The sequence below is a fragment of the Phascolarctobacterium faecium genome, from assembly GCF_003945365.1.
GTDB lineage: Bacteria > Bacillota > Negativicutes > Acidaminococcales > Acidaminococcaceae > Phascolarctobacterium > Phascolarctobacterium faecium.
In genome coordinates, this window is the sequence record NZ_AP019004.1 from 289,257 (window position 1) to 302,878 (window position 13,622).

Annotated in this window: 16 protein-coding genes, 1 tRNA gene and 1 riboswitch; of the genes, 6 read left to right on the forward strand and 11 right to left on the reverse strand. The window is 41.4% G+C overall.

Annotated elements, in window-relative coordinates:
• Positions 1–104: 104 nt before the first annotated feature.
• Both PFJ30894_RS01350 and PFJ30894_RS01355 read left to right on the forward strand, forming a co-directional pair.
• Positions 105–530, forward strand: coding sequence for a Crp/Fnr family transcriptional regulator (locus PFJ30894_RS01350; RefSeq protein WP_125668843.1), 426 nt, complete (start codon positions 105–107; stop codon positions 528–530).
• Between the two features lie 113 nt (positions 531–643).
• Positions 644–718: transfer RNA gene (locus PFJ30894_RS01355), tRNA-Gly, on the forward strand.
• Between the two features lie 136 nt (positions 719–854).
• Here PFJ30894_RS01355 and PFJ30894_RS01360 read toward each other — a convergent pair.
• The 4 genes from PFJ30894_RS01360 to PFJ30894_RS01375 all read right to left on the reverse strand — a co-directional run bounded on the left by PFJ30894_RS01360 (position 855) and on the right by PFJ30894_RS01375 (position 4,655).
• Positions 855–1,349 carry a hypothetical protein gene (locus tag PFJ30894_RS01360; RefSeq protein WP_021717714.1) on the reverse strand — a complete coding sequence of 165 codons (495 nt, stop codon included), beginning with the start codon at positions 1,347–1,349 and terminating at the stop codon, positions 855–857.
• On the reverse strand, positions 1,342–1,539 hold the full coding sequence (locus tag PFJ30894_RS01365; RefSeq protein ID WP_227202832.1) for a hypothetical protein: 198 nt from the start codon (positions 1,537–1,539) through the stop codon (positions 1,342–1,344). Before PFJ30894_RS01365 ends, PFJ30894_RS01360 begins: the two co-directional genes overlap by 8 nt.
• Positions 1,526–2,350: a 4Fe-4S binding protein gene (locus PFJ30894_RS01370; protein WP_021717716.1), complete on the reverse strand. Its 825-nt coding sequence runs from the start codon at positions 2,348–2,350 to the stop codon at positions 1,526–1,528. Before PFJ30894_RS01370 ends, PFJ30894_RS01365 begins: the two co-directional genes overlap by 14 nt.
• A 61-nt stretch (positions 2,351–2,411) precedes the next feature.
• A complete protein-coding gene (locus PFJ30894_RS01375; protein WP_167457000.1) occupies positions 2,412–4,655 on the reverse strand; it encodes a TonB-dependent receptor in 2,244 nt (747 codons plus the stop codon).
• A 171-nt stretch (positions 4,656–4,826) separates the two neighbouring features.
• Positions 4,827–5,003, reverse strand: a riboswitch (cobalamin riboswitch).
• A gap of 118 nt (positions 5,004–5,121) precedes the next feature.
• Between PFJ30894_RS01375 and PFJ30894_RS01380 the strand changes: the two genes are divergently transcribed.
• Positions 5,122–5,952, forward strand: coding sequence for a MerR family transcriptional regulator (locus PFJ30894_RS01380; RefSeq protein WP_113077873.1), 831 nt, complete (start codon positions 5,122–5,124; stop codon positions 5,950–5,952).
• 172 nt (positions 5,953–6,124) lie between these two features.
• Positions 6,125–6,835, forward strand: coding sequence for a DUF554 domain-containing protein (locus tag PFJ30894_RS01385; protein ID WP_021717719.1), 711 nt, complete (start codon positions 6,125–6,127; stop codon positions 6,833–6,835).
• A gap of 66 nt (positions 6,836–6,901) precedes the next feature.
• Here the strand turns inward: PFJ30894_RS01385 and PFJ30894_RS01390 are convergent, their stop codons facing one another.
• Both PFJ30894_RS01390 and PFJ30894_RS01395 read right to left on the reverse strand, forming a co-directional pair.
• The gene (locus tag PFJ30894_RS01390; RefSeq protein ID WP_021717720.1) at positions 6,902–7,402 is read right to left on the reverse strand and encodes a hypothetical protein; all 501 of its coding nucleotides are present in this window, start codon (positions 7,400–7,402) and stop codon (positions 6,902–6,904) included.
• Between the two features lie 227 nt (positions 7,403–7,629).
• Positions 7,630–7,875 carry a hypothetical protein gene (locus PFJ30894_RS01395; RefSeq protein ID WP_021717721.1) on the reverse strand — a complete coding sequence of 82 codons (246 nt, stop codon included), beginning with the start codon at positions 7,873–7,875 and terminating at the stop codon, positions 7,630–7,632.
• A gap of 164 nt (positions 7,876–8,039) precedes the next feature.
• Here PFJ30894_RS01395 and PFJ30894_RS01400 point away from each other — a divergent pair, with 164 nt between their 5' ends.
• Positions 8,040–8,723 (forward strand): phosphoribosylaminoimidazolesuccinocarboxamide synthase, encoded by a 684-nt coding sequence (locus tag PFJ30894_RS01400; protein ID WP_021717722.1) that lies wholly within the window; start codon positions 8,040–8,042, stop codon positions 8,721–8,723.
• 126 nt (positions 8,724–8,849) lie between these two features.
• Positions 8,850–9,953, forward strand: coding sequence for an amidohydrolase (locus PFJ30894_RS01405; RefSeq protein WP_125668844.1), 1,104 nt, complete (start codon positions 8,850–8,852; stop codon positions 9,951–9,953).
• Between the two features lie 115 nt (positions 9,954–10,068).
• Here PFJ30894_RS01405 and PFJ30894_RS01410 read toward each other — a convergent pair whose 3' ends face one another.
• The 5 genes from PFJ30894_RS01410 to PFJ30894_RS11995 form a co-directional block, all read right to left on the reverse strand.
• Entirely contained in the window at positions 10,069–10,614 is a 546-nt protein-coding gene (locus PFJ30894_RS01410; protein WP_021717724.1) for a cupin domain-containing protein, read from the reverse strand.
• Positions 10,615–10,660: 46 nt separating this feature from the next.
• The gene (locus PFJ30894_RS01415; protein WP_021717725.1) at positions 10,661–11,068 is read right to left on the reverse strand and encodes a MerR family transcriptional regulator; all 408 of its coding nucleotides are present in this window, start codon (positions 11,066–11,068) and stop codon (positions 10,661–10,663) included.
• A gap of 2 nt (positions 11,069–11,070) precedes the next feature.
• Entirely contained in the window at positions 11,071–11,322 is a 252-nt protein-coding gene (locus PFJ30894_RS01420; RefSeq protein ID WP_021717726.1) for a hypothetical protein, read from the reverse strand.
• Between the two features lie 256 nt (positions 11,323–11,578).
• A complete protein-coding gene (locus tag PFJ30894_RS01425; protein ID WP_125668845.1) occupies positions 11,579–12,478 on the reverse strand; it encodes a LysR family transcriptional regulator in 900 nt (299 codons plus the stop codon).
• Between the two features lie 155 nt (positions 12,479–12,633).
• Positions 12,634–13,611: a M23 family metallopeptidase gene (locus PFJ30894_RS11995; protein ID WP_125668846.1), complete on the reverse strand. Its 978-nt coding sequence runs from the start codon at positions 13,609–13,611 to the stop codon at positions 12,634–12,636.
• Positions 13,612–13,622 lie beyond the last annotated feature (11 nt).

Genomic DNA, 13,622 nt, shown 5'->3' on the forward strand with positions numbered 1-13,622 from the left:
AGGAAATATTCAAAAACAGAATATAGTTTAATTTAAATGCCAAAGAAGAACAACTCTTTTATTTTAATAATAAACAGATTCTTATCATCGAATCAGGCAGTTTCATGACAATTCGTCAAAATAATCAAGGTAAACAAATTGGTGTTGATATTTTAAGGCCCGGCGATTTGTTAGGAATTTTAAACTTTAACGCAGAATCTCCTCAAGATCATATTTTAATCCTGCCATTGACAGATGTTTCAGGCTGTCTGGTTTCAAAAACTATTTTTGATACTTTAATCCAAAAACATTTGTCTCTCAACATAATCATTATCCATCATTTATCTTCCCGTTTTTACCGTATCATCAATCATTTGACCAATCTCGTTTTTGATACCAGTAAAGAACGTATTGAATATTCGTTAAAACTGGCGCACCACAACTTAGGCAATTTTTATCTGACACACGAACAGATTGCTTTATTATCAGGTTTAAACAGGGTCACCGTTTCCAAAACTATTAAAGATGTCAGCTATGACTTTGATAAATGATGACAAAGTTGCTTTTAATATAACTATGTCAATAATCAGCTTTATTAAAACAACCCCAGAACCTTCACAGTTGCAATGGTTCTGGGGTTGTGCTATAATATTTTAGTAATCATGCGGGTGTAGCTCAGTGGTAGAGCAGCGGCTTCCCAAGCCGCGTGTCGCGAGTTCGAATCTCGTCTCCCGCTCCATAAAATATTTTGCCGCAGAACTTAGTTCTGTGGCTTTTTTATTTCTTTGAGTACACTTATAATTTTTCTAAATAAAAAATAAGCTTACCATTACAGCAAACTTTTACTCTGTCAATGATATGTTAGTAAAACACTGTCACTGATATCTGGAATTTACGATCTTCAAATTTATTACAGAATAAAGCTCGTCCTGATTCCAAATTTTTATTTTACCTTCCTGCACATTTCTTCTATAAATATTTTTTGAAGGTACAGCGATTTCTAAATTTATTGGCACTGTATTTTTACTGCGTTTTACTAAAACATCTTCAGATTTTAACTTTTTCCAAATCCCTTTTTTAGAGCCTTGTGAAATTATAGCATCCACGCCTTCTGTTTCACAACGCAGTTTCAAGGTATCGTCCTCCGTCTGACAACGCAAAGCAACGGAAAAAACATTCGGCTCCAGCCAGTATTTAAGCAGACCCATTTTCCCTACGTCAACAGTATATTCAACACTTTTATTTTTATTCAAAACTATTTTTTTAAAGCTCCTGTCGCCTTCATTCTGCATTTTGAAACTGCTGAGTAAGATCATTACCATAACAGCAGCCAACACCAGAAGTATTTTTTTCCCAAGCTGTTTATTCATACCTGGCCCGCCTTTTTTCAGCTATCTTCTTAGAAAAAATTTTAACAGATAAAATAACGACAGCCGCCGCTCCCGGCAAACAGCTTAACTGGCAGCTGCCACAAATACCGGTGCAGCCAAAGGTGCTGCCCCAAGAAGAAATCGGTATACCCATAGCTGCACAAAAAGTAATTACTTTATTCCTCATCATCTTTCCTCCCGTATCTGATCGCCTTTTCCGGACATTTACTGATACAGACCCCACACAGGATACAATTATGTACGCAATTCACAGCTTTCCGCTCTTCTATCACCATCGCTTCCATAGGACAGGCAAGGCTGCAGCTTTTACAGCCAATACATTTTTGGCGGTCTATAATCAACCGATAAACGAATGGCAGCCTGCTGCTGAAAGAATACAACAAATTCTGTACCGCTCCTACAGGACACAAAAAATTGCAAAATCCGCGGCCGCCTTTAGTAAAGATACCAAACAGACCTGCCCACAAAAACAACGTCAGAATCATACTGGAGCTCAAAGAAATAAAATACCCAAAAACGAAATAGTTAACAAACAAATCAAATAGAAAGAAATTGCAATATGCACATGCCAGCAGACTATCAAAAAATGGCAATATCACAAACCCGGCCAGCATGCCATAACGAAACGGAACGATCTCGGTATAAGTACGCCAGCTTATCTGCAGCCTTGATGGTATGACTTTGCTTAAATACTCGGTAAAAGCTCCGGCAGGACATAATCTGCCGCAAAATACAGGACCAAAAAACAAAGTAACTATCAGCAAGATCACGATACAAGCAATAAAAGGAAGCGACATCAGCAGCAACTTTCCATCCAGTAAATGCTCTGTCTGAATGCGAAAACAAAGGCTATGAATGGTCAGCTGCTGCCACTTGCCCGTAAAAGCAAAAAATATTATTTTTTGAAATAGCGCAAAAGGAGCATAGAATAAAATAAAACCTAAAAAATACCCCAAAAGCCGCTGATATTTAAACCCCATTTTTATCTCCACTTCCATGAATTTTCAGGACAGGGAAAATCCCTGCCCTGATTTTATTTACTTAAAAGCTATAACGCAGGCCTACGTTATATGTCCTGCCGGAAGTTGCTTCGCTGGCATAAAATTCTTTATCAAACAGGTTGTTAATACCGAATTGTAAAATCGTACCTTTAGCAATTTCATAATTAAAGGCAGTATTAACGATAAAATACGCGTCTTCCGCCCCATACTCTCCTGTCACATCATCAGGAGCCTGACGAGCGCTCACATACTGACAATCCAGTATAGCGTTGAACTTATCCTTATTATAATTGACGCCGGCATGCAGCAGATGTTTAGGAATGCCATAGTCTGCGCTGTCAGCATCTTTCAGGTTAGTTCCCACCACCGCATTTTGTTTCACTTTCCCCTGCTGCCAGGCATAATTAAAATATGTGCCCCAGTTATCGTTAAATTTATGGTCGACCGTAAATTCTACACCGCGGCGTTTTTCCGTACCGTAGTTTTCATATTTTTTATATTCTGCTGTTGTTGTTCCAGGCTGATAATGGGTCGTATAAAGGATTTTATCATCTGTTTTCACCTGATATAAAGAGATCCCCAGATTAGTCTGCCGCGACAATTTCTTCTTCATGCCAATCTCAAAAGTATTTGAGGTCTCCGGATCAAGATCAGGATTAGCCACTACACCGCCCATACTGCCACCGCCGTCACGATAGACCTGATACAAAGGCGGCGGATTAAAAGAATGTCCATAAGAAACATAGTAATTAGTCTTTTCATCAGCTTTATAATCAAATGCTATTTTCGGGCTGAATTCACTATAACTGACTTCATCATAGTCCAAAGAACGTGTTAAAGCACCGGTATTTTTATCATAATATCTGCTTTTACCGTCCATTTTTGTAAAATGATCATAACGTACGCCTAAATACATCGTCATCGGATCGCTGATCTGATATTCATCCTGCACAAATAAAGCTATGTTCCGCGCTTTACCGCCATGGTTTTCATAAACACCGTTATCGCCAAGTCCGCTGATAACAGAATCATGATCGCGCCAGTTGCTAAGATATTTACGCAGCTGATCAAAGCTCTCCTGTTTAAAACTGCCTCCTACTAGAATAGAATGTTTGCCTACATTATCCCACGCTTTTTGTACATCAAAATTATAGGTTTCACCGGGATAGAAAGAATCAGTACCGGCACCGTTCCAGTCTATAGATTTTGGACTGCTGGAACTGCTATAGCCATTACTTTTCATATCCATGTACCCAAAGTTGGCACTGAATTTATTTTTATTGTCATTATATGACAATGTATGTAAATCGGATTCTTTCCGCCCGTCATAACCAAGATATGTTCCAATGCTTGGCTTCACTATCTGTCCATTACCAACATCAACACTGCCACTAAATACGGGCTTACCGTCTTTATAAATTGTCGTCCACGGATTTTGGTAGCGATACTCACTTTCCGTATGGATAAAAGTATATTTTAAAGATCTGTCTTCATCAAAATCATATTTCACATTAGCGGAAATGTTTTCATTTTCCCAAACCTTTTCTCCGCGTCCGCCTAAAACATATTTGCCGTTACTGAGCTGCGGCAATTCGTGGTCAGGCTTAATCCCTCCACTGCCTTTGGAAGCGCTACCAGTATAATAATAACCCCTATATCCATCTGATTTTCTGTTTTCATAACCTACGCCGAAAGATAATTTTTTATTCACTCTTGCATCTGCGTATAAAGCTTTTTTCCAGGTATTATTACTGCCATAGCTGACTACAGCATTTACACTGGCTCCTTTTTTTTCAGGATTATCCTTAGTGATAATATTGACAACCGCGCCCACAGCCCTACCGCCATATAAAGAAGAGCCTGCTCCCCTTACAACTTCAATTCTGGCTATTTTTTCCACAGGTACCATTTCCCATTCCATACCGTTATTATAAGTAGTATTCATCGGAAGCCCATCCAGCAAAACCAAAATATCACTGGAGCTGAAGCCCCTGATCTGAATCCCTCCCTGTGCTGCTTGGTTCATATAGACGCCCGGCAGAGTCTGCAGAGCTTCAGGTACAGAATTAATATTTCTTTCTTCTATATCCTGTGAGGTGACAACACTGACGCTGGAAGGTACCTCCTGTAGTTCTTTCATAGTTCTGGTTGCTGTAACAACCATCTGATCCAGATTAAATTGCTGCAGCCCCTCTTCGGCGTATACTACTGTGCCCCCCCAAATGACATTGCCAGTTATAAGTACTGTCATCAGTATACTTTTACCCATACCCTTTTTCAACATACTCAACTCCCTTTCCTATTTTTTGTATATTACTAAAATATTTTATGCATTAACCTAATAGATATATGCATAATAACTTTTATTAGAATCAGAAAATACCCTGTGCATAAGACGCACAGGGTATTAAATAGCTAGATAAAAGCTGTTCCATTACCAAACTGTCTCACGCAGCAGTAAATTAATCATCAGGCAGTTCTTCTGACTCAATTTCATCGCTCCTCCAAGCCTTCCCGGATAACTCCAGTGACATAAATATGGATTTGCTCACTTTTACAGCGACGGGATCGTGTGGGCTTTACACCCAGCTTCTCTATTAAGACCTGCGTCACCTGATAACATCATTATTCACTTTTTATATTTTATGATATTATATTCTATTTTATATTAATAATTATATGTTATAATATCATATATGATATATTACTATGTATAGCTACTAGACAGTCAATAGGGAGATAATTATTTTATGAAAGAACCAATTGATAATTATTTTACAACAGGTGAGTTAGCCAAGCTTTGCAAAATACCTCGAAAAACTTTGCTTTATTACGACAGTTTAGGTCTTATAACGCCTGAAGTTATTGAAGAAAATGGTTATCGTTATTACAAACGCACTCAATTATTTGCACTAGAATTGATTTTGACGATGCGTAAACTGGATATTCCTTTAGCAGAAATCAAAACTTATTTATCTAACAAATCCTATACTAATTACAGAAATATTATGTCTGATCGTGAAATATTTCTTGAAAAATTACTCAAAAAGATAATTAAAACAAAAAATGAACTGCATCATTCCCTCCTTATTCTTAACCAATTGGAAAACATTAAATTTAATGATGTACTAACAGTTCGAACAGACAATGAATTTTTATATTTAAGTAAACCAGTCTCTCCCAAAATGAACTTTAAAGACAGAACAAAAATATCCGCCAGTCTGTTTATAAATCTTGCTGAACATATTCCCCTTAACAATCATACTTTTGGTTATGTTGTAGATAAAAATTCACTTTTAGATCAAAAAAAACCTCGTCATATCAAATATTATTTCTGTCCTGTTTTCACTAAAACCGATTATCCGAAATGTTCCATAAAATCAAAAGGAACTTACCTTACCCTTTATTTCAAAGGTATCTACATGAACAATTATGACAAGTATATCAACACTCTGTCAGAATACTGCAAGCATAATATGCTCGTTCCTATATCCGATATTTATATCACATCAATAAAAAACTTTTGGCTTACTGATGAAATCAGCGAATATATTTACAAAATAGAAGTACAAATAAAATAAACCGTTTTCTAATCTAGAAAACGGTTTATTTTATTACTTGTGAAAATATAATTTCTCTAATATTACCAGATATTTTTCTATTTAGATACTTCTTAAAAATACCCCCTATACGATTTGCATTGTTGCAAACGAAATGTTATAATGATGCGATTTTTTGCAAGGAGGTAAAAAAATGTCTATTGGAATCATCGTCAATTCAGCCTGCGTACTTATCGGCGGCCTGCTCGGCAGTTTTTTCGGAAGACTGCTGCCAGTCAAAATGCGTGAATCGCTTTATGGGTTATTCGGTTACTGCTCCATCATCATCGGCATCATTCTGCTGCAAAATATAAAATCTATGCCGGCAGTTACATTAGCTCTGATCTTGGGTACTATCATCGGCGAAGCACTTCGAATCGAAGACCAGATCAATTTCGCTTCGCTTAGGCTTAAAACACTTATCGAACGTATCACCAATACTGCGGCAGCAGATAATGATGCTTATATCAGCCGTTTCGTCGGCCTGCTGATGCTGTTCTGTACCGGCAGTACAGGAATTCTCGGCGCGATTGGTGAAGGCGTAAATGGCGACAGCACTGTTCTTTTAACAAAATCTGTTATGGACATTTTTGCAGCATTTGCTTTTGCTGCTCATATGGGTCCTATGATCGCCTGTATCGCAATCCCCCAGTTTCTTTTTTTCAGCATCCTCTTTTGGAGTGCCGGCTTCATCATGCCGCTTACAGATCCTCTGATGATTGGTGATTTTATGGCCTGCGGTGGCATTTTAGCTATTATTACCGGCTTTCGTATCTGTGAATTGAAAGACTTCCGTGTCGCCAATACGCTGCCGGCTTTATTTATCGTAATGCCGCTCAGTTATCTTTGGCGCACTTATTGCTGAACAGTTAACACTAAAAAAACAGGCCCTGCATACAGGGCCTGTTTTTATTCCATGATACCTGAATCCTCAATAATAATCCAGCTCACGCTCAAAAATAACGCCGGTGGCAGGATTAAACTTTAATTCCCCCTTAAATTTAAGGGTAGTAAATTCGGCTTCATAGTAGGAATTATTGCCTTCTTTGTCCATAGTTACAACAATATTGCGGGCATCCGGGTATTCAGCCATAACAAAGCGCTCGATATCTGCCGGAGTTTTGTTGATAATAGTGCTGCCTTTGACAAATGTTGCACCCTTGACTTCTATCTCTTTGATTTTGGAAGTAGCCGTTGCAACCTTCACATAATAATATTCCAAAGTGTCAGGGTCTTGAAAAGTAATACGGCTTTCATCACCTTTAGTTGTATAACCAATCAGATTACAGTTTGCCGGAATTTCTGCTTTAGCAACTTCGATCGCCGCCCTGCTTTGCCCAAGCTGACTGGGAGCAGGAGCCGCCACAGCCATAGCGCCTACACATAAAACTACTAAAGCTGCCAGTAATGAAAAAACATTTTTCAATTTCATTCGATTCACTTCCTTAAATTATTTTGTATTACTGCTTAAATACATCATACAAAACATTTTTGTTAATTTCAACTGTGTGCTATCTCCTATTTGAATTTATTAATTAATTTATTCCATATTATCAATATTACAAGCATTTATTTTGTTAAAATTCATAAATCTGTTAAGCCCTTCCCATAATAAAACAGACCTCGTCATATTTATGTCCGAGGTCTGTTTTATTATAATCACTGTTCTGCCGATTGTTTTGCATCTTCTTTACAGACCGTTGTTTCTTCGTCTTTAAAAAAGTATTTCATCACACCGCCGACCAGCCCCTGTACCAAAAGAAATTTATATTCGTTTTCGATCCGTCTTACTTCCCGCTGTACCTCTCTCTTAATGATCCAGAAGGACAAAGCCACACCCAGCATCGCCCCAAACAAGGCTCCAAAAAATGCGATCCAGATCGCAGGTATCGAAATATTGATCATTATTGCCACCGCCTGTCTGTTTTCTTTGACTTCAAAATATCACATTAGCTATTGCCTGTCAAATTAAAGAAAATTCACATTTTCTTCTATTGCAACTGCAAGGACAAATATTATATAATATTAGAACAGTTCCAATACTTTAAAAAGTGAAAGGGTTGTTACCAATGGAGAAAATTTACGAAGGCAAAACTAAAACAGTATATTCCCTGGAAAACGGCAATGTACTCTTAAAATTCAAAGATGACTGCACCGGCAAAGACGGTGTTTTTGATCCCGGTGAGAATACCGTCGGGCTGACTATCGAAGGTATCGGCAAAGCAAATCTTGAGACTTCGATCCACTTTTTCGAGATCCTCAAAAAAGAAGGTGTAAAAACCCACTATGTCAGCGCAGATATCGATAACGCCACTATGGAAGTCCTGCCTGCTAAAGTATTCGGTAAAGGCCTTGAAGTCATCTGCCGCTTGAAAGCAACCGGCAGCTTCATCCGTCGTTACGGTGACTACATTGCTGACGGCACTGTTCTCGAAGGCGGCTACGTTGAAGCTACTTTAAAAGACGACGCTAAAGGCGATCCTCTGATCACTTCTGAAGGTTTGGCGGCTCTCGGCATCATGAGCCAGGAAATGTTCAACAGTATGAAGGAACAAACCCTTAAAATCACTAAAATCGTTGCTGCAGACCTGGCAAAAATGGGTCTGGATCTATACGATATCAAATTTGAATTTGGTTACAACAACGACGAAGTAATTCTGATCGACGAAATCGCCAGCGGTAACATGCGCGTCTATAAAGACGGCAAATATGTCGATCCCATCACTCTGACTTCAATCATCCTCGGTAAATAAATCTTTATATTTAAAGGCACAGCTTTTGCTGTGCCTTTTTTGCTTCTTAGGCATGTTGATGCTATAATTATTTTAAAGCGTTTTTAAAGCCCGCTTTAATTTTTGAAAACAAAGGAACGATGCATTATGAACAAATTAGATCCGCGTAATATTTATGACGACTTACATCAAATTCCTGAACTTGGTTTTGAAGAGTTTAAAACCTCTGCCTATCTGGCAGATAAATTAGAAGCAATGGGCTACAAAGTTACCCGTAACATCGGCGGTACCGGCGTTATCGGCGAAATCAAAGGCTCAGAGCCCGGACCTGTAATGATGCTGCGTGCCGATATGGACGCACTGCCCTTTCTGATCGACGGCGAAAAGAAAAATATTCATGCCTGCGGCCACGACGCCCATTCCGCCATGCTTTTAGCCGCTGCCTCCGAGCTGGTAGGCAAGGTTAAACGCGGCACCCTGCGCATCCTGTTCCAACAGGGTGAAGAAACCTTAAAAGGCGCTTTGGCAGTTATTGATGCCGGCGTAATTGAAGACGTCGATATCGCTCTTGGTCTGCACATCCGTCCTGTACAGGACATTGCCTACGGCGAAATGTCGCCAGCAGTGCGCCATGCTTCCAGCACCTTCGTTAACGTCGTTATCAACGGTTTATCCAGTCACGGCGCACGTCCGCACCTGGGTGTCAACGCAATCGAGGCAGCCGCTGTCGCTATCAATGCGATTACGGCTATTAAAATCAATCCTATCATTCCCTGGTCCTGTAAAGTTACCGGCATCAAAGGCGGCGGCGTAGCCCCCAATATCATTCCTGATAAAGTTGAAATGATCGTCGATGCCCGCGCACAAACCAACGAAGCTATGACCGAACTGCTGGAAAAACTGCGCCGTGCAGTTACCAATGCTGCCGCTGCTCTTGGGGCTACTGCCGAAGTCACTACTCCCGGCGGTGTGATCCCCGCTGCTGAATACGATGACGAACTGACTGCAGAAGTTACAGAATGTATCGTCGAGGTAGTAGGCGAAGAAAAACTTGCGAAAGAACTCGTTAACCCCGGCGGTGAGGATTTCCACTACTTTGTTAATAAATATCCCCATATCAAAGCTGCTTACTTCGGTGTCGGCGCAGCTGCAGCTCCGGGCCTGCATCATCAGGATATGCAGCTGAACAAAGAAGCTCTGCCCAGCGGTACTGCGGTCCTCGTTAAAATGGTAGAACGTAAATTAGGCTGATCACTGTTTATTTTTCGCTGCTGAATTATATATAACTGCAAAAACTCAGACTTCCATAAATTATGAAAGTCTGAGTTTTTTATTACTGTACTATGCTTAACTCATTTTCGTATATTTATTTAAGCTGACTGTAAACATTCTGGTCAACAGGCTCCAGCCAGGTAGTACCTGCACCCTTGCTCATAATCGACAGATGCTGGAACCAGCTGTTGCCGGCAGCGCCATGCCAGTGTTTAGTCCCTTCCGGGATCGTCACACTTTCACCGGCTTTCATTTCTACCGGATCCTGTCCCCAGATCTGATAATATCCACGGCCTGATACCCCGACCAGGACCTGACACGAACCGCTGTGAGTATGCCAGTTATTGATACAGGACGGAGCAAAAGTCACGTTAGACACACTTACAGTATCGTTAGCCATGGGAAAAAGAAAGCTCTGTCCGGTAAAATATCTGGCATAAGCCGCATTATCATTACCGATAGGAAATACTGTACCACCTGCCTGCAGCAGCGACGCGCTGATGATCTTTGTCTGTTCCTCTGTTACAGGCTCACCGGCTGCCAAAGCTGCATCTGTACCGCCCATGACCGCAGCAGCCACAACCAGAGCCGCAGCTATTCCTCTAAAAGTGTTTTTGTTGAATCTCTGCCAAAATTTCATATTATTTTCCTCCTCATAATAAATCATTTGTTTATCAACTTCTGGATCAGATTGCTAGTGCTTTCGAAGCCGGATGCCTGTTTAATAAAGCATATGTTTCCGGCTGTAACAAATTCTCATAATTTCTCAGCTGATAATCTGCCAGTTCCGCAACCAACTGCAAACTGTTGATTTTATCAAGCAGCGTTTCACGAGCCTCTGCCAGCAGCTTTTTACGCTCCTGTATCGTAGCATCACCCATTTCTGCCAGCCGAATATAATCAATGATATGTTCCAATGACATCCCGCTGGCTTTCAGCTTTTTGATAAAATTGATAAAATTTACAAAATACTCATCATAATTGCGGATCCCGGCCGCATTCCGTGGCACCGGAGGCAGCAGCCCGATCCTTTCATAATATCTTAAAGTATCAGTTGACATATTGGTTTTTGCGGCAATTTCCCGAATCGTCATTTTTACTCCTCCTCACAGTGATTATGCCTGAGCTGATAAATACTGTAATCTACATTATCCAGCAGCTGTTGTTTAAAATGGATATCATCCAGCAGATAAAAGCGCAGATTTTTCAGCAGCTTGATTTTCTGTTCCTCTGTATTATCGCTGTGCTCAATGATATTTAAAGCTGCTTTTAACCGCTCCGGCCGCTGTTCTGCCGACTGCAGCAGCTGCTGTAAATTCTCCTGCGTACATTTCTGCATCTTTTCCATAGCTACTCAGCCCCACTAAAAATTCTCTCTTTAAACTTTTCCATAACACGTGTTCCCGGATCACTTTCATTATAAATTATTCTTTCTTATATGTATAATACCTATTTCTCATATCCATCAATGCCTTTTAGGCATTGATTTTCCACGACTGTACAAATAAAAAAAGTGCAAGCGCAATCACTTCTGGTGATCTGCACTTACACTTTCTGACCACAGCCTCTGATTCAGCTGCAACTGTCTGCTATTGCTTTTATCTTCACTGTTCCCTATTGTTATATGTTTTCACAAAATTTTTGGCAAACTCAATAAATTTCGTCGTCGTTACACTGAAAGGCTGTCGTTTTTTCCAGGCCAGCACTGTAGTAGCAGCAAGTTCAGGATACAGCGGCAGCGAACAGACCTGTGAGCGGTCCAAAAAAGGACGTGAACCCTCAATATGAAAAGCATATCCCAGCCCGTTCCGTACCATTATCGAAGCATTCGTACTCATATTGCAGGTATACGGAACCATGACCTGCGGAAAATAATCACCAAACCAGCTGACCAGCTCATTTTGCACTTTCAGCCGTGCGGGAAAAAGCAGCTCCTTCCCCACCAGATCTGCCGCCGTAACAAAGCCCTTTTGCACCAGCGGATCTTCGGCAGGCAGCAGCACGGCCCAGCGTTCTTTGACCCCCAGACGGATAAAATCATACCTGTCAATATCCACAGGTTCCAGAAACAAAGCAATATCTGACAGACCTTTTTCGATACGTTCATTAGTATAATCCGCATTACCGGCATATAATTCGTAAGTTACAGCAGGATACTTTTCTTTAAAAGCCCGGAACATTTCAGCAATGACCTGTACCGAAGCCAACTCGCCGCAGCCCACCGATACTACGCCGTTGATCAGCTCGTCGCGTTCTGTCAGTTCTTTTTCCGTTTTATCTGCCAGATCAACGATCTCCTCGGCCCGCCGGCGCAGCAGCATTCCTTCGTCAGTCAACGTCACCTTACGCGCGCCGCGCGAAAACAGCGTTACTCCCACATCTTCCTCTAACTGTGCCAGCTGTCGGCTCAATGTCGGCTGCGTGATATGCAGCAGCTCAGCCGCTTTTGTGATATTCTCCTCACGTGCCACTGCCAGAAAATACCTCAGTATCCGCAATTCCATTGCCTCTGCCTCCTTTTATCCTGGTCAACTGCATCTGCCTGTTCTGTCCTTTTCTTTCTATCATAAAGTATTTTTATGCTCTCAGGCAAGCTTTATCTGTCCTTAAACATAGAAAAGGCATTATTTCCCCAAGGAAACAATGCCTTTCTTTACTGCTATTTATTCAGCCGCTGGCCGATTTTCAGCATATACATCGGGTCAACGTTCTGCCCATCGACAAAAACCTCAAAATGCACATGCGGGCCGGTACTATATCCGCTGCTGCCGACAAAGCCGATGATCTCACCCTTACGCACGCTTTGACCGGGCGCAACGGCAATCCCGCTCATATGCCCGTAAGCAGTTTCATAACCGTTGCCGTGATCGATACGTACATAGCGTCCATAACCGCCGTTCCAACCGGCAACCTCTACCGTCCCCATCGCACTGGCGTAAACCGGCTCGCCGAATTCAACAGCAATGTCAACCCCGGGATGCCAGTCGTAACCGCCACCGATCGGTCCCGTACGTCCACCGTAGGGAGAGCTGATCGTACCACCTTTGGTCGGCCACAGATCAGGAAAGACCGAGCGTTTATTATTGCGCCCTTCCAGCTCCGAAAGCAGTTCACTCATCGAAGTTTTCTTCTCGTCGATCTGCTGCGCCATATTTTTATTCTGAGCCGTCAGTACTGCCGCCATTTCCTTAACGCCCAAATCAGCAGGACCTCCCTGTCCCAAGTAACGAGGAGCATTGCCTGCCGTTGCCGTTTCGCCTGACGCGCTGCTCAAATCACTGCCCAGCTTAGTACTGTCAGTGTCACGAATCAATGCCCGGCGCAGTTTAGTTTCCAATGTCGTGATTTCAGACATATCACGCAGCATTTTTTCGTTATCCGCCAGCAGGCTTTGCAGCTGTGCTTCCAACTCGCCTTTTTTAGCCTGATATTCTAAAAAATCAGTCCGTTCCTGACGGAACTGATAAAAATTATAACCCATATAACCAAGCGCGCCCACCATACAGACAGTACATACCAATACAGCGCCGGCCAGCAATTTAAACCGCCGGGCGCCAAAATGGTAAACTTTCTGCCCTTCCGCCCGAGGTACTGTAAAGGTATATTCTTGCTGTTTCTGTAAATATTTTTCTTCCATATTTTAACCTC

Bases quoted from the DNA above. Each gene is read 5' to 3' on its own strand.
- PFJ30894_RS01365 (WP_227202832.1), bottom strand. From the start codon at position 1,539: ATGATGAGGAATAAAGTAATTACTTTTTGTGCAGCTATGGGTATACCG.
- PFJ30894_RS01400 (WP_021717722.1), top strand. From the start codon at position 8,040: ATGGAGAAAATTTACGAAGGCAAAACTAAAACAGTATATTCCCTGGAA.
- PFJ30894_RS01385 (WP_021717719.1), top strand. From the start codon at position 6,125: ATGTCTATTGGAATCATCGTCAATTCAGCCTGCGTACTTATCGGCGGC.
- PFJ30894_RS01420 (WP_021717726.1), bottom strand. From the start codon at position 11,322: ATGGAAAAGATGCAGAAATGTACGCAGGAGAATTTACAGCAGCTGCTG.
- PFJ30894_RS01370 (WP_021717716.1), bottom strand. From the start codon at position 2,350: ATGGGGTTTAAATATCAGCGGCTTTTGGGGTATTTTTTAGGTTTTATT.
- PFJ30894_RS01405 (WP_125668844.1), top strand. From the start codon at position 8,850: ATGAACAAATTAGATCCGCGTAATATTTATGACGACTTACATCAAATT.
- PFJ30894_RS01395 (WP_021717721.1), bottom strand. From the start codon at position 7,875: ATGATCAATATTTCGATACCTGCGATCTGGATCGCATTTTTTGGAGCC.
- PFJ30894_RS11995 (WP_125668846.1), bottom strand. From the start codon at position 13,611: ATGGAAGAAAAATATTTACAGAAACAGCAAGAATATACCTTTACAGTA.
- PFJ30894_RS01415 (WP_021717725.1), bottom strand. From the start codon at position 11,068: ATGACGATTCGGGAAATTGCCGCAAAAACCAATATGTCAACTGATACT.
- PFJ30894_RS01380 (WP_113077873.1), top strand. From the start codon at position 5,122: ATGAAAGAACCAATTGATAATTATTTTACAACAGGTGAGTTAGCCAAG.
- PFJ30894_RS01350 (WP_125668843.1), top strand. From the start codon at position 105: ATGACAATTCGTCAAAATAATCAAGGTAAACAAATTGGTGTTGATATT.
- PFJ30894_RS01375 (WP_167457000.1), bottom strand. From the start codon at position 4,655: ATGTTGAAAAAGGGTATGGGTAAAAGTATACTGATGACAGTACTTATA.
- PFJ30894_RS01425 (WP_125668845.1), bottom strand. From the start codon at position 12,478: ATGGAATTGCGGATACTGAGGTATTTTCTGGCAGTGGCACGTGAGGAG.
- PFJ30894_RS01360 (WP_021717714.1), bottom strand. From the start codon at position 1,349: ATGAATAAACAGCTTGGGAAAAAAATACTTCTGGTGTTGGCTGCTGTT.
- PFJ30894_RS01410 (WP_021717724.1), bottom strand. From the start codon at position 10,614: ATGAAATTTTGGCAGAGATTCAACAAAAACACTTTTAGAGGAATAGCT.
- PFJ30894_RS01390 (WP_021717720.1), bottom strand. From the start codon at position 7,402: ATGAAATTGAAAAATGTTTTTTCATTACTGGCAGCTTTAGTAGTTTTA.